At 54.2% G+C, this 26,307-nt stretch carries 18 protein-coding genes; 9 read left to right on the top strand and 9 right to left on the bottom strand.

Annotated features, from left to right (window positions below):
• Nucleotides 1-19: 19 nt before the first annotated feature.
• Nucleotides 20-409: a hypothetical protein gene (locus V6U78_RS06510; RefSeq protein WP_405338630.1), complete on the bottom strand. Its 390-nt coding sequence runs from the start codon at nt 407-409 to the stop codon at nt 20-22.
• A 153-nt stretch (nt 410-562) separates the two neighbouring features.
• Here V6U78_RS06510 and V6U78_RS06515 point away from each other — a divergent pair, with 153 nt between their 5' ends.
• Complete coding sequence (locus V6U78_RS06515; protein WP_405338632.1) at nt 563-2,251, top strand: FapA family protein; 1,689 nt, start codon at nt 563-565, stop codon at nt 2,249-2,251.
• Nucleotides 2,252-2,287: 36 nt separating this feature from the next.
• Here the strand turns inward: V6U78_RS06515 and V6U78_RS06520 are convergent, their stop codons facing one another.
• The 5 genes from V6U78_RS06520 to V6U78_RS06540 all read right to left on the bottom strand — a co-directional run bounded on the left by V6U78_RS06520 (nt 2,288) and on the right by V6U78_RS06540 (nt 9,877).
• A complete protein-coding gene (locus V6U78_RS06520) occupies nt 2,288-5,125 on the bottom strand; it encodes an FAD-binding and (Fe-S)-binding domain-containing protein (RefSeq protein WP_405338634.1) in 2,838 nt (945 codons plus the stop codon).
• 75 nt (nt 5,126-5,200) lie between these two features.
• Nucleotides 5,201-6,895 carry an L-lactate permease gene (locus V6U78_RS06525; RefSeq protein ID WP_405338636.1) on the bottom strand — a complete coding sequence of 565 codons (1,695 nt, stop codon included), beginning with the start codon at nt 6,893-6,895 and terminating at the stop codon, nt 5,201-5,203.
• Nucleotides 6,896-7,002: 107 nt separating this feature from the next.
• The gene (locus V6U78_RS06530) at nt 7,003-7,671 is read right to left on the bottom strand and encodes a LutC/YkgG family protein (protein ID WP_405338638.1); all 669 of its coding nucleotides are present in this window, start codon (nt 7,669-7,671) and stop codon (nt 7,003-7,005) included.
• Nucleotides 7,668-9,110: a LutB/LldF family L-lactate oxidation iron-sulfur protein gene (locus V6U78_RS06535; protein WP_405338640.1), complete on the bottom strand. Its 1,443-nt coding sequence runs from the start codon at nt 9,108-9,110 to the stop codon at nt 7,668-7,670. Before V6U78_RS06535 ends, V6U78_RS06530 begins: the two co-directional genes overlap by 4 nt.
• A complete protein-coding gene (locus V6U78_RS06540) occupies nt 9,107-9,877 on the bottom strand; it encodes a (Fe-S)-binding protein (protein ID WP_405338642.1) in 771 nt (256 codons plus the stop codon). The genes V6U78_RS06535 and V6U78_RS06540 overlap by 4 nt, the downstream gene beginning before the upstream one ends.
• Nucleotides 9,878-10,340: 463 nt before the next feature.
• Here V6U78_RS06540 and V6U78_RS06545 point away from each other — a divergent pair, with 463 nt between their 5' ends.
• Nucleotides 10,341-12,386 carry a PhoX family protein gene (locus V6U78_RS06545; RefSeq protein WP_405338644.1) on the top strand — a complete coding sequence of 682 codons (2,046 nt, stop codon included), beginning with the start codon at nt 10,341-10,343 and terminating at the stop codon, nt 12,384-12,386.
• A 232-nt stretch (nt 12,387-12,618) separates the two neighbouring features.
• Nucleotides 12,619-13,866 carry a D-amino acid dehydrogenase gene (locus tag V6U78_RS06550; protein ID WP_405338646.1) on the top strand — a complete coding sequence of 416 codons (1,248 nt, stop codon included), beginning with the start codon at nt 12,619-12,621 and terminating at the stop codon, nt 13,864-13,866.
• Between the two features lie 71 nt (nt 13,867-13,937).
• On the opposite strand, the gene V6U78_RS06555 is transcribed toward V6U78_RS06550, so the two are convergent.
• The 3 genes from V6U78_RS06555 to ybaK all read right to left on the bottom strand — a co-directional run bounded on the left by V6U78_RS06555 (nt 13,938) and on the right by ybaK (nt 16,365).
• Nucleotides 13,938-14,813 carry a hypothetical protein gene (locus V6U78_RS06555; protein ID WP_405338648.1) on the bottom strand — a complete coding sequence of 292 codons (876 nt, stop codon included), beginning with the start codon at nt 14,811-14,813 and terminating at the stop codon, nt 13,938-13,940.
• A gap of 58 nt (nt 14,814-14,871) precedes the next feature.
• A complete protein-coding gene (locus V6U78_RS06560) occupies nt 14,872-15,543 on the bottom strand; it encodes a hypothetical protein (protein WP_405338650.1) in 672 nt (223 codons plus the stop codon).
• Nucleotides 15,544-15,891: 348 nt separating this feature from the next.
• A complete protein-coding gene (gene ybaK, locus V6U78_RS06565) occupies nt 15,892-16,365 on the bottom strand; it encodes a Cys-tRNA(Pro) deacylase (protein WP_405338652.1) in 474 nt (157 codons plus the stop codon).
• 138 nt (nt 16,366-16,503) lie between these two features.
• Between ybaK and V6U78_RS06570 the strand changes: the two genes are divergently transcribed.
• The 6 genes from V6U78_RS06570 (at nt 16,504) to V6U78_RS06595 (ending at nt 26,261) form a co-directional block, all read left to right on the top strand.
• On the top strand, nt 16,504-17,274 hold the full coding sequence (locus V6U78_RS06570; RefSeq protein ID WP_405338654.1) for an FCD domain-containing protein: 771 nt from the start codon (nt 16,504-16,506) through the stop codon (nt 17,272-17,274).
• Nucleotides 17,271-19,262 (top strand): ATP-binding protein, encoded by a 1,992-nt coding sequence (locus V6U78_RS06575; protein WP_405338656.1) that lies wholly within the window; start codon nt 17,271-17,273, stop codon nt 19,260-19,262. Before V6U78_RS06570 ends, V6U78_RS06575 begins: the two co-directional genes overlap by 4 nt.
• A gap of 98 nt (nt 19,263-19,360) precedes the next feature.
• The gene (locus V6U78_RS06580; RefSeq protein ID WP_405338658.1) at nt 19,361-20,719 is read left to right on the top strand and encodes a sigma-54-dependent transcriptional regulator; all 1,359 of its coding nucleotides are present in this window, start codon (nt 19,361-19,363) and stop codon (nt 20,717-20,719) included.
• Between the two features lie 211 nt (nt 20,720-20,930).
• Nucleotides 20,931-22,844: a methyl-accepting chemotaxis protein gene (locus tag V6U78_RS06585; RefSeq protein ID WP_405338660.1), complete on the top strand. Its 1,914-nt coding sequence runs from the start codon at nt 20,931-20,933 to the stop codon at nt 22,842-22,844.
• Between the two features lie 149 nt (nt 22,845-22,993).
• Nucleotides 22,994-23,857 carry a sulfurtransferase gene (locus V6U78_RS06590; protein ID WP_405338662.1) on the top strand — a complete coding sequence of 288 codons (864 nt, stop codon included), beginning with the start codon at nt 22,994-22,996 and terminating at the stop codon, nt 23,855-23,857.
• Nucleotides 23,858-23,864: 7 nt separating this feature from the next.
• A complete protein-coding gene (locus V6U78_RS06595; protein ID WP_405338664.1) occupies nt 23,865-26,261 on the top strand; it encodes a putative bifunctional diguanylate cyclase/phosphodiesterase in 2,397 nt (798 codons plus the stop codon).
• Nucleotides 26,262-26,307 lie beyond the last annotated feature (46 nt).

The following is a 26,307-nucleotide window of genomic DNA, read 5'->3' on the forward strand; positions in this document are numbered from 1 at the left end:
AGCTGGTGCGGCATTGGCATCAACCTATCCCTTGATCTTCAGGATGGAAGGAAGGCACCAGTGTGGGGCTACGGTCACACAGGCTGATAATCAAACGTGCGATCAAATCGTGCATGATCAAAGTCTTGCGATTCGCCGTTTGCTCATAGTGGGTTTTGATCTTGGCTTTCAGCTCTGGATCGCCAGAAACTTCGACCAGAATATCCACTTCACCCACCGCCTTGACCAGCTCCATCGGCTCAGTAAAGCAGGCCACCCCCTGATCACGCGCGAGGCGCATCCCCGGTGATTCGGAATCAATATCCGCCACGCCAAGCACCTGAATATAATCATATTGCATCAAATCTTTCAGTAGCGGCGTACCTGTTCTACCGGCGCCAATGAGGGCGATACTGAGTCTTGCGCTCATTCCTTTCTCCTTGGTTAAATGTGGCTGATGAACTCAGCGAAAAGCGTACACCCTGAGGCTGGAGTGAGCTATGATCTGAGCCATGGTTTAGTGTTTTCACCTCTGTGATTAAGAAGCATTATCCTGTAGAGCACAACATAAAGGAAGACGGATATGAAAGACCAAGCTTCACCGACCCAACCGATCGAGGAGTCAGGCCAGCTCCCTGCGGCGAATCAGCTCGGTATTGTCTTTCGTATAGACCCAGAATCCAACGAGCTCTGGGCCGACTTTAATCCCACTGAGGCCACACGCGAGCTGACAAAACAGCAGTTTATGCAGGTTTTTGCCCGCTCTGGCTTTAATGAACAGGATTTTCCGCTGGTACCAGCCGCACTGGCCACACTGCTGGATGCCATCCGACGCAAGGTGCCTAAGGACATCTGCCTCAGCCTGCCGGTGGATGCACGCGTCGATATCTTTTTAAGTCCGAATCGCCTTGTTGCTGGCATGGTGCTGCATGGCGCACAGGGGATGGGCAAACCGATTGACCGTGAGCAGATCGATATCCTGCTGCGCAAAAACAAGGTCACTCGTGGTCTGCTCGAAGATGCGCTGACGCAGCTGACCGATCCGGCGCTGGCAGAAAAATTGCGCAATACGCAAGATGTCTATTGCACGGTGATTGCCTTTGGCGAAACCTCTGTCAACGGACAGGATGGCTTTTTAGAGCCGCTCGTCCATGATGCCTCCGATCGTCGTCCTCAGCTGGATGATTATGACCGGGTCGATTTTCTTGAACTGGGTGACTTTCCTTATATTGAAGAAGGCACTCCGATGATGCGCCGCCATCCACCTGAAAAAGGCAAGGATGGTTGGACAGTGACTGGCAAGGTATTACGCGGCAAGGATGGCAAGGATATTCAGCTCAGGATCAAGGATGCCAGTGTCCGACCCGACCCAGAAGATGAGAATCTGCTGGTCGCTGCTGTCTCTGGCTTGCCGGTGATCTATGACAAGGGCGCACAGGTTGAACAGCTACTCAAGCTGAATCAGGTGGATCTGAGCACCGGCCATATCCGTTTTCGCGGCAGTGTCGAGATCAAGGGTGATGTGCGCGACGGGATGCAGGTCATCGCGACTGGAGACATCAAAATCGGGGGCGTGGTGGATGCGGCTTTTATCAAAACCGATGGCCATATTGAGGTTTTAGGCGGCGCGATCGGCCATAAAGATGCCGTGTATCTGACAGAAAAGGCCGCACTGAAAGCAGGCTGCAGCATTAAAGCTCGTTTTGCCCATGAAGCACTGCTTGAGGCTGGGCACGAGATCATCATCAGCAACCAGGTGATGCACTCGTCGCTGACGGCTGGCACCTTTGTTGAAGTACAAGGCAAGGGGCAAATTGTGGGCGGGCAGGTCAAAGCCGTGGATCTGATCAAGGTCAACACCACAGGGGCCGTCGCCTATAGCGAAACGCGGCTCGAAGTGGGGCAGTGTCAGGAATTGCAGGAAGAATACACCCAGTTGCTGGCGCAGCTGCATCAGCTGGATGAACAAAAGTACAAGCTGGTTGAACTGGCACGCAAAACCAAGCAACAGGGACGCGAGCAGGTGATCAAAATGAAGGATCAGCTGTTGCGCGCCAAAGAGAGCCTCCAAGCGCGCTATAAAGAGCTCAACCAGCAATTAATGCAGACAGAAGAGCAGCTACGACGCTTTTATGCTGCCAAGGTCGAGGTCAACCGACGCGCCTATCCAGGCACCTTTGTCACTATTGCCGGTAAGAGCTATGAAGTGCGCAAGGAACTGGATAAGGTGAGCTTCTTCCTGCAAGACGGCAAGATCCACACTCACCAGTAGCACACTCACTGATTGCTGGATCAGCCCACCGCCCGATCAGGCGGTCGGTCTCTGACTGACCGCATCCACTAAATACAGAATCGACTGATAACGAATGCCTGCATGCTCAGTCAAACCGATCTCACAAGTGCGGCTATTCGAGTAACCCTCACTGCAGCCGGCCACTTCCTCTGCCAGATCCTGCAAGGATGAAGCATTTAACTCTGGGCGTTGAAAGCCTCGATCTCCGGCAAAACCACAACAGGTCACCGACTCAGGCAAGACCACCTCGGTCGCACAAGCCCGCGCTAAATCAACCAGCTGCTGCGCCTTGCCCTGACGCGTGGTCGAGCAGGTCACATGCAGAGCGACTTTTTCTTTTTTCGGCGTGATCTGCAGCCGCGACAAGACTTCCTGCGCCACAAAATCACTGGCTTCCATTAAGCGTAGCGAGGTGAGCCCCTGTTCATTCACACGCAGGTTACAAGGGCTGGTATCGGTAATCACCGGCCAGCGCCCCTGTTCTGAGGCCTGATTGAGCGCCGCTAACAGCTCGACCTGCTTTTGATCCGCTTGCGCAAACAAGCCCTTGGATTGAAACGGCATCCCGCAGCACAGCCCATTGATGCCTTGGGGCAGGATCACTCGATAACCCGCCTTATGCAGCAGATTGATCGTCACCTCACTGAGATTACGCCCATCGCTGGCCTCACGATCTGAGCCCAGCACGCGACTGGCGCAAGATGGCCAGTAGACCACCGCCGGTGCGTCAGGATCAGTGGGCGCAGGTGTCGCTGGCTGTAACTGATCCAGCGGCTGCGCAGCCAAAGGCAAACTGGGTCGCCAATGCCCGACCGCCTCAACGCCCACCTTGCGCAGCAGCTTCAAACTGGTATCCATACCTGCATCGCCGATTAAGCGCCGCCCCAGCTGCGCGGCTTTCAGGCCAGTGCGGGCCAAGCGCGTCACCCCAGCAAAATGCTCGGCGATCCAATTGGCTTGTGAAGCTTGTGCTTGGTGTTGTTGCGCCCGAATCCCACGCACCAGATCTCCGGTATTGATGCTGACCGGACACTGAGTGGAGCAGAGCCCATCGGCAGCGCAGGTATCGAGTCCTTGATACTGATAGGCGGCTTCCAACTCAGCGATGGCCGCGGGATCTTCTCCAGCCTGACGCCGCCGCTGCAATTCGCGCCAGATGACGATCCGCTGACGTGGCGTTAAGGTCAGACGGCGCGAGGGGCAGACCGCTTCACAAAAACCACATTCAATGCACTTATCCACCAAGGGATCGGCTTCTGGCAGGGGTTTTAAATCGCGCAGATGAATCTGCGGATCATCCGATAAAATCACCTCAGGGTTGAGCAGATTCTGCGGATCAAAGAGACGCTTGATGGCCTTCATCACGGCATAGGCTTCACTGCCCCATTCTAGCTCCACATAAGGCGCCATATTCCGCCCTGTTCCATGTTCGGCTTTTAATGAGCCGCCATACTTGACCGCCACCAGCTGAGCGACCTCATCCATCAAGGCTTCATAGCGCTGCACTTCGGCTGGATCATCAAAGCCCTGAGTAAAAACAAAATGCAAGTTGCCTTCCAGCGCATGACCAAAGAGGATGGCCTCATGGTAGCGATACTTGTGAAACAGTGCCTGCAACTCTTGAACACCTTCAGCAAGGCGCTCCAGTGGAAAAGCGACATCCTCGATAATCACCGTGGTGCCGATCACCCTCTCCGCGCCAACCGCTGGGAAGGTGCCCTTGCGGATTTTCCAATAGAGTTCGTAAGTCGCCAGATCACGGGTGAAATGGACCGGCTGCAAGGTTGCCATCGATTCCAGCGCAGCACTAACAGCGGCAATCTGCTCGGTAAGATGGGCTGGGTTCTGCCCACGCACATCCACCAACAAGGCAGCAGCTTGATCAGGCAAAGACTGCAAATCTTCTGGCATCCCCGGCATGCCCTGTACCGCACGCAAGGCGGCGCGATCCAATAACTCCACCGCTGACACAGGCGTGGGCTTCATCAAGGTGGTCGCCTGACAAGCGGCCTTCATATCGGCAAAGTAGATCAAGGCCGCAGCCTTATGTGGATAGTCCACCACCGTGTGGTAGGTGATTTCGGCCATAAAGCCCAGCGTACCTTCTGAGCCAATCATCAGATGCTTGAAGATCTCTAATGGATCAGTGAAATCCACTAGCGCATTCAGGCTATAGCCAGTGGTGTTTTTCAAACGATACTTGTGGCGAATTTTTTCCGCCAAGGCGGTATTGGCGCGCACCTGACTGGCCAGATCAGCCAATCCCTGCAACAAGGCGGCATGACTCTTACGAAACGCCGCCACGGAATCCGCATCCGCCGTATCCACCAGCGTGCCATCGGCCAGAATCACACGCAGATCCTTCAGGGTGTGATAGGAGTTCTGCGCGGTACCACAGCACATCCCCGAAGCATTGTTCGCCGCGATCCCGCCAATCATGCAGGCATTGATCGAGGCCGGATCAGGCCCGATCTTACGGCCTAAACTGGCAAGGTAGCGGTTGGCCTGCGCACCAATCACGCCAGGTTGAAGACGGATCGCCTGACCCTGATCCAGCAGCTGATGCCCTTTCCAGCCATTGCCCAGCTGCATCAGCACTGAATCGGTCACCGCCTGCCCTGAGAGCGACGTCCCCGCCGCGCGAAAGGTGATCGGCAAGCCTCGCTCAGCACAGGCCGCCAAAAGCTGCTGCACCTCCTGCTCACTCTCCACCCGCACCACCAGCTCAGGAATCAGGCGATAAAAACTCGCATCGGTGCCATAGGCAAGACGACGCAGTTCATCTCGGATCAGCCGCTCTTCTGGCACAAAAGCCGCCAGAGTGGAATAGAGTTCGGAGTAAGCAGAAGACATGGCCATTACCTTGTAATCAAATCAAGAAAGCTATCCAAGCAAGAAAGCTATCCAAGTCAAAAAGAACATCTCGCCCTACATCAAACCATCGGTCACACCCAAACCATACACGGCGAGCATCGCCAGTATGCCGGCAAAAGCCAGATAGTAGAGCGTGGGGATAATGGTCATACGCAGGGTTTTGCCTTCACGGCCTAACAGGCCCACAGTAGCAGAAGCCGCAACCACGTTATGTATCGCGATCATATTGCCTGCCGCTGCACCCACCGCCTGCATCGCCACCAACAGTGCGCTGGACACGCCCAGCAGCTCACCAACACTGAATTGGAACTGCGCCAGCATCAGGTTAGACACAGTGTTCGAGCCAGCTATAAAGGCCCCCAAGCCACCAACTATCGGTGCAAAGAAGGGATACACACCGCCTACACTGTCAGCAACCAGCTGCGCCATCGCAATCGGCATCGAGGGCAGATCCGCCGCATTCACACCTGAGTTAATCAGGATGCGCACCATCGGAATGGTAAAAATCAACACAAAGCCGGCCCCCAGCAGCGTTTTTGAAGACTCGCTGAGCGCACTCTTCAATTGCTGGAACTGCATCCGGTGCAGGAAGAAGGTCAGCGCCACCACCATCACCATAATGCCGCCTGGCAGATACAAGGGCTGAATACTGCCGGAGACACCGGCCTCACCCAGAATATTGCTCCAGCCAAAGCTCAAGAAGCTGGTAAAGAAGGCTTTGACTTCAGGCACCATACGCGAGATAACCAGTAAGGCTGCCAACAGCAGGTAGGGCAGCCATGCCAGCCAGCCTTGCATCGGTGCTTTGCCTGCCAGGCTATCGAGTTTAATTTCAATCTTGCCCATCCACTCAGCAGGCCAGTCTTTCGGATCAGCAAAGTCCCACTGCTTCTTAGGCAGTAAGAAACCAGCTTTGGCCGCAGGCACAACAATTGCCAAGCCGACTAACGCACCAATCATCGAGGGAAATTCTGGGCCAAGGAAGACACCAGCGGCCGCATAGGGCAGCACAAAAGCCAGACCCGCAAAAATCGCAAAGGGCGCTATCGCCAAGCCTTCAGTCCAGGATTGGTTTTTGCCAAAAAAGCGCGTCAGCATGGCGCACATAAAGAGTGGCATCAGCACACCAACGATGGCATGGGTGATGGCAACCTGAGAGGTAATCAGTTGATAAAAGACCTCCCAGTTGGAGCCATTGGCCACCAGCTGCTCACTGATCCCCGTGCGATCCAGACCCGCAGTCACACCGACCACGATCGGCGTTCCCACCGCACCAAAGGAGACAGGCGTCGATTGGATCATCATCCCGATCATCACCGCACCCAGGGCCGGAAAGCCCAGCGCAACCAGTAATGGCGCGGCCACTGCGGCTGGCGTGCCAAAACCTGAAGCGCCTTCAATAAAGCAGCCAAAAAGCCAAGCCACGATCACAGCCTGCACACGGCGGTCGGGCGAGATATTGGAAAAACCGCCCCGAATCGCGGTGATCGCCCCTGAGTGCTTCAAGGTATTCAGCAGCAGGATGGCACCAAAGATAATCCACAGAATACCGCCGGTGAGAATCAAGCCTTGCAGACTCGAAGCCACTACGCGCGTCAGCGACATTTCCCAGGCAAAAAGGCCGATCGCGGCCGTCACCAGAAAGACAACCGGCATCGCCAAGCGTGCAGGCCAGTTCAACCCCACCAGCAGCACACCGGCGAGGATTAAAGGCGCGAAGGCCAGTAAGGACAACAGAGTTTCAGACATGAGGGGCTTCCTATCGTTTCTATTATTGTCGTTATTGACAGCAGCCTGCACTCAGCAAAGAGCCCAGGCTTGGGTTGGGGCTTGCGCCCTCTTATTGATTAACTTCTTTATGAATCGGCTTCGATGAGCAACACGATCAGTTCTCGCGGGCCATGCACACCATAGGCCAGGGTTTGTTCAATATCGGCGGTTTTAGAAGGGCCAGAAATCAGCAAGGCATTGGTTGGCAAGCCAGTGCTGACCCACTGCTGCGCACGGATGGCCTCATCAAAAGTAGAATAAATATGCTCTGCTGAAAGCAGCACAAAGTGCACGGGCGGCACCAGACTGAGCAGGCGTGGCTCATGCTGATCTGGCCACAGAATCAGTGACCCTGTTTCAGCAATCGCGCCACGACAGGTGGTGAGCGACGCGCTGACCTGCTCAAACAGCTGGGTTTTCCATTCTTCGATGGGGCGATTGTCATGGAGCAGCGACGGCAAATCGGCGTGCCATTGGGCCTTCAAGGTCTGGCCCGGTGCCTTGTGCTCACTGACCCAGAGGTTAGGCAGATTTTTTTCTGCCAAAAGACGCAACAAGGTGGGCACCCAATCGGTGTCTCGGACACGATGGACCTCGGTATGAACGGATTCCATCTTGCGCTGAAAAAGGTCTCGCTTTTCGGCATCAGACCAATCGCGTGTGCGCACCACAGAAAAATCGCTGGGTGGCACCTCAAAATCAGCGGGACGCCCAGCGCGTAAACGCTGCAAAATCTGGTCACGGGCTTGACTCATGCTTGAGGCTCCTTGGTGGCGGCTGGAGAACGCGCCTGCATCAACTGATGCAGTGTCTTGGGTGCAGGCTGTGGTGCGGTACGATAACGTGTCCACCCCCCCAAGCTCTGCGGCAACCAATGGCGCAGGCGGCTCATCATCCGCCCCCCAAAACGATAGAGCTGAGGATGGGCATGAGCATAGGCCCAGAGTCGCCAAGCAAGGAGTTCTTTCCAGCGCCGTTTCACACCATGTCCAGCGACCTTGGCTGGGCGGGTTTGATCTCCATCCACCGCTTCTTGGCGCAGGCGTTGGAGCAATTTTGGAATCGGGATTTTCACTGGGCAGACTTCGCCACAGGCACCGCACAGGGTCGAAGCCGAGGGCAGATCGCGCGTGGCTTCAAGACCCAGCAGATGCGGCATCAGAATCTTGCCAATCGGACCAGGATAGGTTGTGCCATAGGCATGGCCGCCTATCTTGGTGTACACAGGACAGTGATTCATGCAGGCCCCGCAGCGAATACAACGCAGCGTATCAAGCAGCTCTTGATCCTGATAGATGCTCGAACGTCCCGAATCGACCAGCACCAGATGCACTTCTTCAGGGCCATCTCGCTCACCCGCCTGACGCGGCGCAGAGATCATATTAAAGTAGGTGGTAATATGCTGGCCGGTGGCAGAGCGGGTGAGCAGCGCCAGCAAAGGCGTGACGTCTTCAAGCTTCTCCAGCACCTTTTCAATGCCCGTGACAGCGATATGACAGGCCGGAGCACTGGTGGTCAGACGACCATTACCTTCGTTTTCCACCAAACACAGGGTGCCAGTTTCAGCAATAGCAAAATTGACACCTGAAATGCCTACATCGGCCTGCATAAACTTCTCACGCAGCTGCTGGCGGGCGCTGGCTGTCAGATAATCCACATCATGCGAACGCTGAGTGCCGGTTTTGGCATGCATCAACTCAGAGATCTGATCCGTGTTTTTATGGATCGCAGGCATGATGATGTGGGAGGGGGTTTCTTCTGCCAGTTGAACGATATATTCGCCCAAATCCGACTCCAGGGCTTCGATGCCTGCGGCTTCAAGAAAGTGGTTGAGTTCCATTTCCTCAGACACCATCGATTTGCCCTTGATCACCTTCTTGGCATCACGCGCCTGACAGATATCACGAATGATGGTGCAGGCTTCTTCCCCTGTTTGCGCCCAGTGGACTTGAATGCCTTGCGCGGTGAGCTTGGCTTCGAGCTGCTCCAAGAGTTCGGGCAAGCGCGACAATGCCCGCAGACGTATCGCGGCACCCAGATCACGCAGTTTTTCCAGCTCCCAGTCAGCAAAAGCCGCCTGACGCTTAGCCATCAGACCATCCATCGCCTGACGAAAATTCGCCCGAATCTGCGGATTCTCTAAAGCGGTACGGGCGCGCGGATGGAACTGCTCAACCGGCTGCTGCGCGCTCATGACGCCTCTCCTTGGGTTCTTTCCCACAAGAAGCTGACGATATGCTGGCCTTGAAGGGGGAGCTTTTGTTTCGCGGCATAGCCAGCAATGTTCATCATGCAGCCACAGTCAGTGGTCACAAACTGCTCCGCGCCTGCCGCTACCAGTGCCTCCGCTTTATCCTTCACCATCGCGCCGGAGATCTCCTCATGACGCAAGGCAAAGGTGCCGCCAAAACCACAGCACTCAGCAGGACGCGCCTGCTCAACCAGTTCCACTTGCGCCAGCTGCCCTAGTAAAGCCGGCCCCACGGCGGCAATTCCCATTTCACGACGGGCAGAACAGGAGGTATGCATGGCGACTTTGATCGGCTGTCCTCGATCCTGCAGTTTGATCTGACAGACCTGCAGCAGAAAATCAGTCAACTCCCAAGTGCGGGCTGCTAAAGCTTCAGCTTGTGCCGCTTGGGGCGTTCCGGCAAAAAGTTCAGGATAGTGTTGGCGCATCATGCCGGCGCAAGAACCTGAGGGCACAACAATGGGATAGTCTTCAGGAAACAAATCGAGCTGCGGCAGAATCACCTCACGCGCTTGATCATTAAAACCAGAAGAATAGGCAGGTTGACCGCAGCAGGTCTGGTTTTGCGGAAAGAGCACTTGAATGCCTTCACGCTCTAAAAGCTGCACACCAGCCAAGCCCGCATCGGGGAAAAAAAGATCCACCAAACAGGTGGCATAAAAATACACCTTGGTCGGCCGTGCTGGATAAATTTTGACAGGATCGCTCATGCTCTACCTCTGCTCGATGGCCCACCTCAGACCAGAAGGCTAGTGTGAGGCCAGCATCTCGCTGCTGACGTGACTTTAATCTGGGAAATTGGTCATACCAATTTACACCGAATAGAAGTAATGCTAGGCATTGCGTTTTTTACTGTCAAACATCCAGTGCAATGATCCGACTTATGTCTAATAAACCTGCACGCATAGATAAAATCATGCTGATCACGCCCCACCAGACTAAGCACTTGTCTGGCATCCAAAATCAAATATTGGTCTGACCTTCTTAATGAGAGGCTTTCTCAATACAAGAAAATACGTTTTTCACTTTTCTGCCACATCGATGTCGCTATTTTTTCATTTCACTTCTTTAGGCTGCCCCAGGTTAATCAAGCTGATGATCTTGCCTGCGACCACTGATATGCCGCACAGGCAAGATCGCTCAAAAAAGACATCACTATCAAAAAGGTGCGCCATGACTCGTCCAACACAAGAAGTCAACATCATTGATCGCGGAGAGGGTGATGAGCCTCTCAGCAATACCTCCAACAATGCCCACTTTGCCGATATTTTGGATAAGCGCCTCGATCGTCGCAGTCTGCTCCAGGGCAGCCTGAGCGCTGCGTTATTTGGTTTTTTTGGTCACTCGCTCTTATCTTCTTCACCGGCCCTCGCTGCAGGTTCATCACGAGGTGTCGCCAGTGGCCCACAGCTGGTTGGTTTTGATGCGATTGCCGTCCATGCACGCGATGAAGTCACTCTGCCAGCGGGCTATCGTCATCAGGTTCTTGTGCCTTGGGGCGAGCCGATCAGTGGCCGGATGCCTGCCTTTGATCCACTGACCAACACCGGTGCCGATCAAGCGCAGCAAATGGGCAGCCATCACGATGGCATGCACTTCTATCCCATCGAGGGCCAATCGCCCTATGAAGGCAGTTCAGAAGATGGCCTGCTGGTGATGAACCATGAGTATGTTGAGCCCCGCTTTATGCATGCCTCAGCGCGCGGTCAATCACTGAACCGCAATGCGGTGCCCTTATTTAACGGTCAGCGTCCAGCCGATGAAGTGCTGAAAGAAATGCATGCCCACGGCGTCAGCGTGGTGCGTATTCGCAAGCAGGCCAATGGAGAATGGCAGGTGGTGGCTGATCCGCGTAATCGTCGCATTACCGGCACCACCGAGATGCAAATCAGCGGCCCAGTACGCGGCTCAGATTTAATCAAAACGCGCTTTAGCCCAGAAGGAACGCGCACACGCGGCACGCTGAACAACTGCGCTCACGGTGTGACGCCTTGGAACACCTACCTGACTTGTGAAGAAAACTGGGCGGGCTACTTTATCAACACCGCCACCCAGCCGCGTGAACAGCGCCGTTATGGCGTAACACGTGAGGGCACCAGCCGCTATGCATGGGAGAAGGCCGACCAAGCCTCAGATCTGTATCAGCGCTTTAACGCAACGCCTCAAGCCGCGCAGGCGACAGAGGATTTCCGCAATGAGCCCAACACCTTTGGCTGGGTCGTTGAGATCGATCCTTTTAATCCTCAGTCTACGCCCATCAAGCGTACCGCCTTAGGCCGTTTTGCTCATGAAGGTGTGGTCTTCCAGCCACCAGTCGAGGGCCAGCCCATCGTCTGCTACTCAGGTGATGATGCCCGCTTTGAATATATCTATAAGTTTGTCAGTGCTCAGCCCTATCATCAGGCAACAGCAGGCGGCCATCTGCTGGATCACGGCACCCTCTATGTCGCGCGCTTTAATGAAGACGGCTCAGGTGAGTGGCTGCCTCTGGTCTTTGGCATGGGCGGCTTGAGCGCAGAGAACGGCTTCCATAGTCAAGCGGATGTACTGGTCAACACCCGTTTAGCGGCTGACTTTGTTGGTGCGACCAAGATGGACCGCCCAGAATGGGGTGCTGTGCATCCGCAAACTGGCGAGGTTTACTTCACGCTGACCAACAACTCACGTCGTACTGAAGACCAGCTGCATCCTGCCAACCCACGCGCCGCCAACGACTGGGGGCAAATCATCCGCTGGCGTGAGGCAGGTACAGCACAAGCCACGCGCTTTGAATGGGATCTGTTCATTATGGCCGGTCCAGAGGGTGATTCGCAGTTTGCCGGTGCACCTCTCAATCAGGAGCAGATCTTCAATAGCCCTGATGGCCTGTGGTTTGATCGCCAAGGCCGTCTGTGGATTCAAACCGATATGAGCGAGAGCGTGGTCAACACTGGCAAGTGGGCCGAGTTCGGCAACAACCAGATGCTGGCTTGTGATCCTGTGAATCTGGTGCTGAAGCGCTTCCTGGTTGGGCCAATTGGTCAGGAAATCACCGGCGTCTGCAGCACACCGGATCAAAAGACCCTCTTTGTGAATGTGCAGCATCCAGGGGCCACCACCAGCGCCGCTGAATTTGCAGCCGGTCAGATCAACAGCCATTGGCCTTCCACTGCTGCCATCTACCCGCGTTCAGGCACGCTGGTGATCAGTCGTGAAGATGGCCGTATCGTCGGCAGCTAAGCTGTCTAGCGATCTCGCCAAGATCAGAACCCGCTCCTCGGAGCGGGTTTTTTAATGCGCTGCAGCAGGAAAATTTAGTTGATAAAACTACAGATCAAACAAAGTTAAGCAAATCATCCCGCCAAAGAGATACCGTTCAGTCTTATTCACTACACAAATCCACCTATACTTTTGTGCAGCGTACAGCGCGTACCTTTTACCCAAGTACCCAAGAACGAACAAGGAGAAGAGGATGAACAGTATCGCCGTGATCGGCGCGGGGATTACCGGCGTCACAACTGCCTACGCACTGATGAAAAGGGGCCTCGCAGTCACCCTCTATGACCCCCAACGCTATGCTGCGATGGAAACCTCCTATGCCAATGGTGGTCAGCTTTCTGCCTCCAACGCTGAAGTCTGGAATGCCCTGCCTACGGTCATCAAGGGCCTGCGCTGGATGCTGAAAAAGAATGCGCCTTTGTTGGTCAATCCACTACCGACCTGGCATAAACTCAGCTGGTTCAGCGAGTTTCTGGCCGCGATTCCTCAACATGATGTCAACACCATCCACACCACCCAGCTCGCCATAGCCGCGCGTGAGCATCTGTATGCCTGGGCCGCAGCAGAGCAGATCGATTTTGATTTAGAACGCCGTGGCATCCTGCATATCTACCGTGATGCACAAAGCTTTACCGCCGCTGGGCGCATTTCGCAACTTTTGGCACAAGGTGGTTTAGAGCGCCGAGCGGTAGGACCACAAGAAATGCGTGAGATAGAGCCGCATCTAGAGGGGCATTTTTATGGCGGCTACTTCACGCCTAGCGATGCAACAGGAGATATTCATTTATTCACCAAAGGCTTAGCTGCCGCCTGCGAACGCCAGGGTGTCGAAATAGCCTATCAACACCAGCTGCTGAAGATTCATCCACAAGAACAAGGCGTGCAGCTAACACTGCGTCAGGGCGAGGGAGAAGTGCTGACCCGTCAGCATGATCAACTGGTGATCTGCGCCGGTGTGGCCAGCCGTCAACTGGCGGCTCAGGTCGGTGATCGGCTGAATATCTATCCGGTCAAAGGCTATGCGATCACCCTGCCTCTGAAGGAAACCCACAGCCAAAACCAAGCACCTTGGGTGAGCCTGCTGGATGAAGAGGCCAAGCTGGTTTCGAGTCGTCTCGGGCCTGGGCGTTTACGCGTTGCCGGCACTGCCGAATTCAATGGACAGAATCTGGATATTCGCGCAGATCGCATTCAGCCTTTGGTGGACTGGGTCAGACGCTGCTTCCCTCACGTGAGTACCGAAGAGGTCATTCCTTGGGCTGGGCTAAGACCCATGCTCCCCAATATGCTGCCGCGCATTGGTGCTGGTCGCCATCCGCGTATTTTCTACAATACCGGCCACGGACATCTTGGCTGGACCCTCGCCCCAGCGACAGCCGAACTGCTGGCGGATCAGCTTATTTCGACACGCACAGGCCACGGGCTGGTTTCTTCTCACTGAGTTTCAGCGCCTTAAAAAAACCCCGCACTGGGCGGGGTTTGTTGTTCAACCTGCAGGTATTCGCTAGAAGACTAGGCAAGCTGCTGAAGACCAGCGGCACCCTCAGGGCGCAGCAGAGCACTGATATCCGAGCTGGCTTGTGCGCCTTCTTGGCGGACAGCCTGCCAAGTCATGGCGGCTTCCGCTTTCACGGATTGAAACTGCTCTTTCACGCCTGCCATTTGGCCTTGCGCAACAGCCCAGTTGTCTTTCAGTGCACCCAGATGAACCCGACCTTCTTCACGCGCAGCACCGATTTGGTTCCAGCTGTTCTTCAGAGGATCGATCGCGCCAGCCAACTTGGAAACGCCTTCACTCAAATGGTAAGCCCGTTCTCCAAAAGTCTTGCCTGAGCTGAATGCCTGACCGACTGAGGCCACACCAGCGGCAATAGAAGCGCCAGCTTTCAGCACGCCTTCACCCACGCTCACCGCAGTGGAAACGCCCAGCTTGACCAAGCTCACTGCGCTGTCTTTCATCGCCACAGCAGTGTCTTTCAACTGACCCAGACGGTTCGACAGCTCAGCAACTGGCTCTTTGATCCGCTCAACGCCTTGGCGTACTTCATTCGCGATGCTGGCACCTGCCTGCTTCACGCGATCGACGACACCCTGCGCGACGCTGATACCTTGATTCACCTTCTCCTTCACGGCAGAAAAACCTTCCTGCACGCGATTGGCAAAGCGCGATAAAAAGCCATTGCCTTTAGAGCGCTTTTCTTCGGCCTTGGCTTCTTCTGCAGCCTGAGGCGCACTGACCGCCTGCTGGCTGATCACAGGAGCGGCATCGACTTCCTGAGTCGCAACACGGGGTGCTTGCACACCTTCTTGCTCAGCTTGTAAACGGCCGGCCCCTAAGGAAGCAGGACGGGCAACATCGGCCAAAACTTGACTATTAATACTGATCATGATGACTTCTCCTGATCCTGATGCACCTCAAACTCAAGCTGAGGTGCCTAAGCTCCACCTAACCAAACTTGGAGTAGGTGGTATCACGGCTGATGGTGAATTCATCTTCCAATACAAACGCCCCATCAATATACAAGCGCAGACTCCATGCGCCCGCTTGCTGCCGACGCTGCGGCGGCGTTAAATCACAGGCAAAGGCCAATTCAATTGGTGTGTTGTGCTCATTTTCGACCAGATACTGCTCGCCCCACTGGACCAGCTGCCCATCCGGCGCACTCCAAGCCACAGTGACGCTATGCAACCCCTGAACCTCAGTAAACAACCAATGCGCGACCACCTGCTGGTCCACACCTAAATGAAACTTTTTCTTGATGAAATCTGGAGCAGGACGGTCAAGATGGGCACTTAAACGATAGTCTTCTAAGTGCACTTTATATTCTTGGTTGTTATATAAACGCTGCCCTTCTGCATTCACCAACAAGACAGACCAGATCTTTTCTTGATCATCTGGCGCATAAACATTGGCTTGTGGATCATTTAAACGCAGCTGCTGATCAATCAGAAAGGCATAGTGATACTCACCCTCAGGGAAGGAGCGGCTCAAGGCCCAGACACCGTCCACTTCTTGCATCGGCGCTTGAACCAGCTGACCACCTGGCTTTTTCATCAACAAAGTGACGCTCTGCAGCGGTCCCACACCCTCGGGTGTATAGTGAAGTTGGATAGACATCAAGACCTCCTCAACAAACCGCTGACCTGCTCATGACACAGCTTGAAGAACCCAGTCAAAGCGATCGGCGCATTCAGACCCAATCCGCTCAACTTATGCTTTATTTGCACTTAAATGGTGCGAATTCAGTGCATCCACTAGGTTCAAGCATGCGTTTGAAATTAAGTTTATTAAAGCAGCTTTTCTCAAGCAGATAAAAGCCTTTGTTGCTTTTTTTAAACATCTTTCAGTCAGTGTTTGTAAAGAAGCTGATTCGGGTCAGCACAAACAGAAACATCTGCCCCAAACGTACAGCCAATAAGGCGTGCAGCAGGATGTCTTACCCCCCCAGATGCCTGAATCAAGTCCTTAGGAGGCGAGCGTGAGGTGCGCTGTTTGCCCTTGTGTTAGCCGTAGCAGATCCTCTACCGCCAGCTGTATCTCTAAGCCTCGCCGCCCAGCACTGACATAAATCGGCTTGTCATCCAAGGCCGAAAGATCCACCCAGGTTGGCAGTTTTTTCTTCTGTCCCAAAGGGCTGACGCCACCCAGCACATAGCCAGTGGTCTTTTCTACCAAAGCGGCTGGGGCAAGACTGGCCTTCTTGGCGCCTGCCGCCTGTGCCAGCAACTTCAGGTTCAGCTGCTGCATCACTGGCACCAGAGCCACCACCAGTTGCCCGCTATTGAGCTGAACCACAAGCGTTTTAAACACCCTGGCTGCAGGCACCCCCATTTTTTCAGCGGCTTCCAGGCCGTAGGAGGCCGCCTGAGGATCATGCTGATATTCATGCAGGTGAAAGTCGATACGCTGACGTTGTGCATCAAGAACGGCTGGAGTCATAGAAAAAGCTCAATCAATAGGAGGTTCAACGAAAGCGCCACGCACTTCAGCGCCAGATCCCGAGGCCAGTGGCTTTACTGGTCTGACCAATATGTCTAGTATTGGCAGCTTAGGGAATTCTTGGAGATCAGAGACAAGATGGCGTATACCCGTGTTGCCACCCGACGCCTGTCGGATGTCATTATGCAACAGCTCGAAAGCATGATTCTAGAAGGCAGCTTCAAGCCAGGACAGAAGCTACCACCAGAGCGCGAAATGGCAGCCCAGTTTGGGGTGTCTCGTCCATCCTTGCGTGAAGCGATACAAAAGCTGGCTGCGCGTGGACTACTGGTGAGCCGTCAGGGCGGGGGCACCTATGTCAGCGAGCAGGTCGGCACTTCTTTTTCTGATCCGCTGATGCAGCTACTCGGCCAGCATGATGAATTCCACTATGATTTGCTTGAGTTTCGTCATGCCTTAGAGGGATTATCCGCCTACTATGCGGCCTTGCGCTCAACGCCAGCTGATCAGCAGCTGCTCCAACAGCGTTTTGAAGAACTCACCGCCACCTATGCAGCGCTTGATCCCGTCAAGGAGGCCGAGGCCGATGCCGCTTTTCATCTGGCCATCGCCGAAGCTGCGCACAATGTGGTCCTGCTGCATAGCATGCGCGGTCTTTTTAATCTGCTCGAAAAAAGCATCGTTGATAACCTCTCGAGCCTTTTTGCACGACCCGACTCACGAGAGCTGCTCTACCAGCAGCATAAAGCACTGCTTGATGCCATACTCGAAGGCGATCCCGAAAAAGCTCAAGCCAAATCCCATAGTCATCTGGTGTATGTTGAAGACGGGCTACTGGAGCTCTCTAAACAAAAAACCCGCGTTCAACGAGCACTGCGCCGTGTTCAGGTGGCCTCGACGTCATCATGAACCAGAGTACTCACCTCTCCTCTTCTCTGCCCACTGCTCGGCGTCAACCCCTTCTGCTGCTCCTGCTGGCCTTGTTGCTTGCGCTGAGCTTATGGCCAATAACACAAAGCGTCTGGAATAAGGAGTTACAACAGCTGCAGGAGCAGACACATAATGAACTGCTGCTGCATGTCACGGGGCTGCGCGGCAAGCTGGCCCAGTATGAGTATCTGGCGCAGCTGCTCACTGAAAAGGAAGACCTGCGTCCTCTGCTCCTGGCACCCAATGCCGCAGAGAACTGGCAGCAGCTTAATCAACGCTTGGATCGCTTTCGGGCAATCAGCGAGGCTTCAGATATCTATCTGATGGATGCACAAGGCTGGACACTCGCGGCCAGCAACTGGTGGCGGCCAGATAGCTTTATCGGACAAAACTTTGCCTTCCGCCCCTATTTCCAGCAGGCCATGCAGGGCCAGCAAGGGCGATTTTTTGGACTGGGAACAACCTCAGGTGCACGGGGCTATTACTTCTCTTACCCTGTGTTCGATGCCGATACACCGATTGGCGTACTGGTGGTCAAAATCGAAATCCATGCGATTGAAGAGCCCTGGCGTGACCCCCTTGGTGAGCTTCTGGTGACCGATGAGGATGGCGTGATTTTTATTAGTTCGCGCCCTGAATGGCGACTGCTCACCCTGCAACCTCTGGAGCAGCAGCGCCGCCAGCATATCCAGCACTCCTTGCAATATGCCGGTCGCCAGCTGCGTCCGCTGGCCATTGAGTACCTGGCTGAATTTGATGAGCAGAGCCGTCGGGTGCGCCTGAGTCTCTCCAGAGAAGAAGAGCGCGACTACCTGATGATGCGCTACGCCCTACCAGAGCTAGACTGGACAGTGCACATTATCAAGGATCTCACGCCCCTCTATCGGCGAGTGCTGCTCTCTGGCCTGCTGACGGGCCTGATCTTTCTGGCCCTGATTCTGCTGGCCTTGTTTATTGATCAGCGCCGCCATGCACAACAAGAAAAACGCTTGTGGCAGCAGCAGGCGCACCGTCAGCTACAGAAGGCCCATAGCCAGCTAGAGCAGCGTGTTCATGAGCGCACGGCTGATCTTTCAGCGAGCAATCAACGGCTGCTCCAAGAAATTCAGCGTCATCAAAAAACTGAAGCGCAGCTCAGAAGTGCCCAAAAAGAGTTGATTCAAGCCGCCAAGCTGGCCCTGCTCGGCGAGATGGCGGCCAGTATCAACCACGAGATCAATCAGCCGCTCAGCGCACTGCGCAGTTACAGCCAAAACGCTGTCACGCTGATTGAACGCGGTCAGCTTGAGACAGCGCAGGACAACCTCGCCATTATTCTTGAGCTGACAGATCGCATGGCCGAGATCAGCGCCCAACTGCGTGTCTTCTCACGCCAAAGCGAGCAAAAGCTAAGCTGCGTTTCACTTCAGGCTGCCTGTCGCTATGCTTTACGCCTTTATGCGACGCCACTGGCCCAGGGCAAGATCCATCTTGAACAAGATCTCCCAGAAGCCGAGCTGCTCGCCTGGGCCGATATGGTCAGCGTGGAGCAAATCCTAGTCAATCTGATCTCCAATGCTCTGCATGCTGTGCAGGATCAGCCTCAGCCGTGGATCAAAATCAGCGCGCGGGCGGCCAACAGGCAACAGGTGGTCTTGCAGGTCTGGGATCAGGGTGGCGGGATCGATCCTGCCCATCTCGATGATCTGTTTACGCCCTTTTATACGCGTAAAGAATCCGGCCTCGGCCTCGGGCTATCCATTTCAAGCCGCCTCGCACAAGCCTTGCAGGGCCAATTGAGTGCGGCCAATCACTGGCATGGGCAACTCAGCGGCCAAGGCCAACCCAGTGGCGCGGTCTTCACCCTGACGCTACCGCGCTTTGATGGTGATCCCGACACGCCTCTTTCGCCATCGACGCGCAACCGTTCAGCATCAGGAACTCCGCCACAGCAAGCACGAAGCCACAGCAGCGAGCCCAGTGTCTAGGGAGATGCGAAGAGAGCCACGACTCAGCCTAGAGCCGATGCTTGCCACCGCGATAACAACAACAAGATAGGGCGTCCTCGTACGCAAGGATCAACACCATGCACACTGCCGACTGGACTATTTTTATCATTGATGATGAGCCCCACCTGCGCTTGAGCCTTCAGCAAACCTTGCTGCTGGCGGGGCATCAGGTCACCTGCTTTGCACGCGCTCAAGAAGCGCTGGCTGCACTCCATCCAGGCTGGGCAGGGATCATCCTCTGCGATATTCGCATGCCAGACCTAGATGGCATGGGCTTTTTGCAAAAGGTGAAGGCGCTGGATGCTGAGCTGCCCGTGATTCTGATGACTGGGCATGGTGATATCTCCACCGCTGTCAGTGCCATGCGTCAAGGGGCCTATGACTTTCTCGAAAAGCCCTTTCACCATGAAGTCTTGCTGGATGTGGTCAGCCGCGCTTGGGATAAGCGCCGTTTGGTACTTGAGAACCGTCATTTAAAAGAAGAACTGGCATTGCAATCTGTCCCTGGACCGCGACTTCTCTCCCGCGCGCCGGTGATGATTCGTCTCTTGGAAATGGCCCACCAGCTGGCCAAAATCGAGACAGATCTGCTGCTCTGGGGTGAAACAGGGGCGGGTAAAGACCGCCTCGCACGCTATATTCATGATCTGAGTCCGCGTGCAGCACAACCCTTTGTGGCGATCAACTGTGGTGCCGTACCCGAGAGCCTGATTGAATCTGAGCTGTTTGGCCATGAACCTGGAGCCTTCACCGGAGCCCATAAGCGCCGTATCGGTAAGTTTGAGCATGCCCACGGCGGTACGGTATTTTTGGATGAGATCGAATCCATGCCGCTGAATCTGCAGGTTAAACTCCTGCGTGTGCTGCAAGAGCGCCAGCTCGAACGCCTGGGCTCGAATCACCCTGTTGAACTGGATATACGTATCCTCGCCGCCACCAAAACGGATCTCAAGGCTGCTGCAGAAGCCGGTGATTTTCGTGAAGATCTCTACTACCGCCTGAATGTGGTCACGCTGGAAATCCCCCCCTTACGTGATCGGCGTGATGATATTCCACTGCTCTTTCAACACTTTGCCAGTGTCGCCAGCGCGCGGACAGGGCTGGATGCACCAAGTCTTAAATCAGAGCAGCTCTCGGTCCTGATGAGTCATGACTGGCCGGGCAATGTGCGCGAGCTGCGTAATCTGGCTGAACGCTATGTGCTGATTGGTGCCAGCTATGACTATGCGATTGAAGCTCTTCTTTCAGGCCATGCCAGCCAGCCCGCCTTAAGCCTGCCTGAACAGGTCGATTTTTTTGAAAAAAGCCTGATTCAACAAGCCCTGACTCGGCATCGTGGCTCGATTAAAAATGCACTCGAAGAGCTGAATATTCCGCGCAAAACCCTCTATGACAAGCTCAAAAAACACGGTTTATCTAGGGTAGATTATTTATAAAAATCTTATTATGCAGCGCAGCATTTATTGTATGCAGAACATAAAAGAAGGGATGGATCCCGGTTTCTGACTCAAGTCACTTGTTAAGTCATTAATTAAAAGTCCATCAGCCCAACTTCATTTAAACTAGTCTGTGACGAGACCGAGGCTGTGCTGAACTTTTTTCAGGCAGGCTTCCTATTTCATTGAATCAATCCAAGGCACTGTGATCATGCTCAAAAAACTCAAGATGGGCCCCCGGCTTTTGCTCACTTTTGGTCTTCCCCTTGCGCTCTGCTTATTGCTGGTCGCGTTTATCGTGATCCGCCAGGTGAGCCAACAGGTGACACTACTCGGCGAAGAAAGCGCCAATCTCAATGCCACGAGCCATGCGCAACTGGTCAGCGCTTGGGTGGATTCCAAAATGACGGTCATTCAAACCCTCGCCAATACCGCCACGCTTAAAAATGGCAGCACGAACGAGATTTTTGATTTTGTACAGCAGTATGGCCAGCACATGAGCCGTGAATTTGAGGTGCTGTTCTTTGTTGATCTCGAAGGCGAAGCCCATCACCATCATGGCCTGATCGCCAGTCGCGCGAACCGTGGCTACTTTCAACAGCTGGTGGTGCAACAAACAGCCACCAGTTTGGTGAGTGACCCTCTCTATTCCGGTAGTTCAGGCAATGCCATCGTGGTTTTGGCACAGGTGGTCACGGATGCTTCTGGACAAGTGAAGGGATTGCTTGCCGCAACAGTGACCCTCGACACCCTGACGCAGCTGGTTGATAGTGTATCTAGCGCGCAATCCACGGCTTGGCTACTGGATTCACGCGGTGTCTATATTGCCCACCCTGAAGCAGCACGACGTATGACTGACAATGCCCAAGAGGCGACCTATCCAGCCTATCGTGAACTGGCACAAAGAATGGTGGCAGGTCAGCAGGGCGTAGGTGAGGTTGCTCTCGATGGACAGCAAGTCTCGATTGTGGCCTATACGCCTGTCGCACAAACACCCGGCTGGTCACTGGCGGTCGCGCTTCCTTATGATGAAGTCATGGCCACCGCATTGAACCTGCGCTTTTCGTTGCTGCTCGCCTTTGCCCTGACTCTGGCCCTGCTACTTGGCCTGGTCGTTATCACCGCGCGCATGCTGATTGCCCCCATCACCACCACGCGCGCAGCACTGGATCAAATTGCCGCCGGAGATGGTGATTTAACGCAACGCTTAGATGAGAGCCGTTACGATGAGCTCGGTGATCTAGCCCGCAGCTTTAACCACTTTGTTGGTGGTATCCACACACTGGTGCAGCAGGTGCAGCAAGCCTCGATTCAGCTTGGCGCCGCCGCAGAAGAACTGGCTGCCTCCAGTCGTGAAGCCAATCAGCAGGTTGAGTTGCAACAGCATGAAACCGATCAAGCCGCAGCCGCCATGACGCAGATGGCCGCCGCCGTGATGCAGGTTGCTGGTAATGCAGCTCAGGCGGCTGACTCAGCGCAGATCTCTAATCTATCCGCACAAGAAGGGGAGCGGGTGGTAGATAAAACAGCCGATGAAGTGGGGCTACTGGCCAATGAAGTCCAACAGGCCGCTGAAGTGATTCAACAGCTGCAAAAAGATACTGATGCCATTAGTCAGGTCCTCGATGTGATTTGTGGCATCGCCGAGCAGACAAATCTGCTCGCATTGAATGCAGCGATCGAGGCCGCCCGCGCGGGTGAACAAGGACGCGGCTTTGCGGTGGTAGCCGATGAAGTACGCAATCTCGCAACACGCACTCAAGCCTCCACCGAAGAAATCGGCAATATGATTGAGCGTTTGCAGAAGGTGTCACAGCAAGCCACTCAGGTGATGAATCGTGGCTATCATAAGGCCAACGAAGTCGTAGACTGGGCACAAGAAGCCGCACAGAAGCTGAAAACCATCTCGCAAGCGATTCAGCTCATCAACGATATGAATAACCAGATTGCCAGCGCCACCGAGGAACAATCAGCAACAGCCGACGATGTGAACCAAACCTTGGCACGCATTCATGCTGGTATTGAGCTGCTTTCTAGCGGCTCTCATCATATCGCCACCGCCAGTGACGAACTGGCACAGCTGGCCAGCGATCTCCAAGAACGCGTTGGACGCTTTAAGGTTTAAACAAGCACTGCAGTCACACCCTCAGGCCGCTGGGTGTGACTGCCTCCTTCCAAACCACATACAAAAAGAATAAAACCCTATCTACATCATATCAATTCTCAAAAGTTCGCTTATAGTCAAAGCCCTACTTCTTTGAGGGGCCAACACGGATGAACACAAGACTTGCCTGCCTTTTATTGGTGTTACTGCTTGGTTGGACCTGCGCTGTGCAGGCGACAATTGTTGATCCAGCCTGGCTCAAAAACCAACTCGGTCATGACAACCTGCTCGTCATTGATGTGCGTGAACCAGAAGAGTTTCTTGCCGGTCATATTCATGGTTCCGCCAACCTGCCGCCAATGAGCCTGTTCGCTGAACACTTCTTATTGCCGCCATTAAGTGAGCTCCAAGGTCTGCTGGGTGCTGTCGGTATTGATCATCAGCGCCCAGTGCTGGTGGTGGGCAATCAAGACTTTATCTGGGCAGCGCGGCTTTATTGGATACTGGAGTTTCTTGGGCATCAGCAAGTCTATTTCCTCGATACGGCTTGGGGCCACTGGGAGCCAGGCCTGCTTCCTATCAGCCAAGAGCCGCAACCGCCAACAGCACGCCAGTTTATTCCACGTATTGATGAACGACGCCTGGCCACTAAGCTCAGTGTTCTGGCTGCGATCGGCTATCAACCCATTCTGGATGGACGCACTGAGGCCCACTACCTGGGTCTAGAATCAGGTGGCGCACGGCGTGCTGGGCATATCCCCACCGCGCAGCATTTCCCCTGGACGCAAAATCGTGAAGAAGTCGAAGGTATTTATCGACTGCGTGATCTGAGCAGCATGGCCAGCGTTTATGAAGGCCTGCCGAAGGATCAAAACATTATTCTTTACTGCACTGGCTCCGCCCAAGCAGCAGTCAATTATGTGGTGTTGCAAGCCTTAGGCTATCAGGTCGCTGTTTATGAGGGTTCCTGGTCTGAGTGGGGCAATGATCTGAGCCTGCCCAAGGTCAACCCATCGCGCCAACCTCCACACTAGGCTGATCATGCAGACTGTCTGGCAAAGATCCATCCAAAAGCGCCTGAGCCTACTGATTCTACTGGTGACCTTCACCACGGGTTTGCTTGGCTACGGCACTTTTCTGAGCTGGACACTGTGGACGCAGGAGCAGCAAACTCGGCAGCAGGCGAGTATTTTGGCCCAGCTACTGAGCGAAGACTTTGCACGCCTGATTTTGCAAGACGATGTACGCGTCGCTACCGATATTCATATCAAACTCAGCTCCTTTACACTGCTGCAGGCGGCGATTATTTATGATCGCCAGCAACGCCCCTTATTCCAATATCTCGCCAACGACTCAACTCCAGCGCTGCCTCCTGCCAGTCGGCCGCAGACCACCTCTGTGGAGGCCAGCAATCGACTGAGTTTTTATCAACCTCTTGCCTTTGGACAGCGCCCCCTTGGAGAAGCCTGGCTCAGTTTCCATAAGCCGAGCCTGCAGGAGCGCTTATTGAAGGATGCGCCCATCCTGAGTGGCATCGCCTTGGGCATGCTGCTGTTTTCTTATCTTCTGGCCAGCTTGTTTGCGGCCTACTTCACGACACCAATTTTACGACTGGTGCATTTTTTTGAGCAGACTCAGGATCTAACACGTGCAAAAGAGCGCCCTCAATGGTTAGAAAACAATGAGTTTGGGCGCCTCTATCATGAAATCAATCGCATGCTGGATCGTATTCAGGCCGCGCATGAAGATTTAAGAGTCGCTGCAGTCGCTTTTGAAACCCCATCCGGCATGATGATTACGGATGCGGATCAAAAAATACTGCGAGTGAATCAAGCCTTTACCGCCATCACTGGTTATCGCTTTGAGGAGGTCAGTGGTGCCACGCCCGCGCTCTTGCGTTCAGGCCACCATGCCAAGGACTTTTATCAAAAGATGTGGCAAACCTTGCAGGCAAGGCAGCGCTGGGAAGGCGAAGTCTGGAACCGCCATAAAAATGGGCAGGTGTATCCAGAGCGTCTGACCATTCAGGCTGTGCTGAATCAGCAGGGCGAGGTGGCTTATTATGTCGGCAGTTTTGTGGATCTGAGCGCGCTCAAGGCAGCTCAGGCAGAAGCCGAATACCTTGGATTCTATGACCCACTCACCGGCTTGGCCAATCGCCGCTTGATGACACAAAGACTGGATGACTTTTTAAATCAGCCGACTGAACAGTGCGACTTTGCTGCCCTGCTGTGTTTTGATCTGAGCAATTTCAAGCTGATCAATGAAAGCTATGGATATGACATAGGTGATCAGCTGCTTAAACAGATGGCCAGACGCTTACGTCACTTCTGGGGCGAGGAGGCACGTATTGGGCGTCTTGGGGATGATCTGTTTCTGACCTTACAGGAACAACTGGGCCCCACACTCGAATCCGCAACACTGCTGGCCAAAGAAAAGGCTGTACAGCTACAAGATTTTCTACAAGCCCCTTACCAATTGGAAACCAGACAAGTTCACTCAACTGTTCGTGTCGGCATCGTTTTGCTACAAGACCAACAGCAAGATGCCAGCGAACTCATTAAACAGGCTGAAATTGCACTCCAGCAGGCCAAGCTATCACAGGAGCACCACCCCTGCTTCTTTGATGCCCAAGCCCAGCATCTCGTCCATGCTTATTTAGAAATGCAGCAGGAGATGGTTCAAGCATTGCAAGAGCAGCAATTTGAACTCCATTATCAAATACAGTGCAATGATCAGGGGGAGATTACAGGTGCTGAAGCCTTATTACGCTGGCGGCATCCACAAAAAGGGCTGATCTCACCGGCAGAGTTCATTCCCGTTGCTGAGCGCTCACGGCTGATTTTGCCCCTGGGCAACTGGGTGCTCCACCAAGGCTGTACTGAGTTGGCGCTTTGGCAGCAGCAGCCAGCTTGTGCCACCTGGATGCTGGCTGTGAATGTCAGTGCCTTGCAGTTTCAGCAGGATGATTTTGTGGATCAAGTCAGCCAGTGTTTGCAAGCCACTCAAGCCGATCCGAAGAAACTCAAACTCGAACTCACTGAGGCCGTTTTGGTTCAAGATCTCGATGCAACCATCGCGAAAATGCAAGGACTCAAAGCTATGGGGATCAGCCTTTCCTTGGATGACTTTGGTACTGGCTATTCTTCACTCAGCTATCTACGCTCTCTGCCCATCAATCAGATTAAAATTGACCAAACCTTTGTACGCCACCTCAAAAAAGACTCGTTTGATGCCGCGATAGTGAAGAGTGTCGTGTCCTTGGGTGAAGCCTTTTGTCTGGATATTTTGGCTGAGGGCGTTGAAACCCAAGAGCAGCGAGATTTGCTGCAAGAACTCGGTTGCCGCCATTTTCAGGGCTACTTCTTCAGTCGACCTCTGCAGCGCCAACTTCTTTATCAGCACCATATCCATCCGCTCACACCTTCAAAGCCATAAAAAAACACCGCACCCATCAGGGCGCGGTGTTGTCGCTGGCTTCTTT

The sequence above is a fragment of the Marinospirillum alkalitolerans genome (genome assembly GCF_045055655.1).
Classification (GTDB): domain Bacteria; phylum Pseudomonadota; class Gammaproteobacteria; order Pseudomonadales; family Halomonadaceae; genus Marinospirillum; species Marinospirillum alkalitolerans.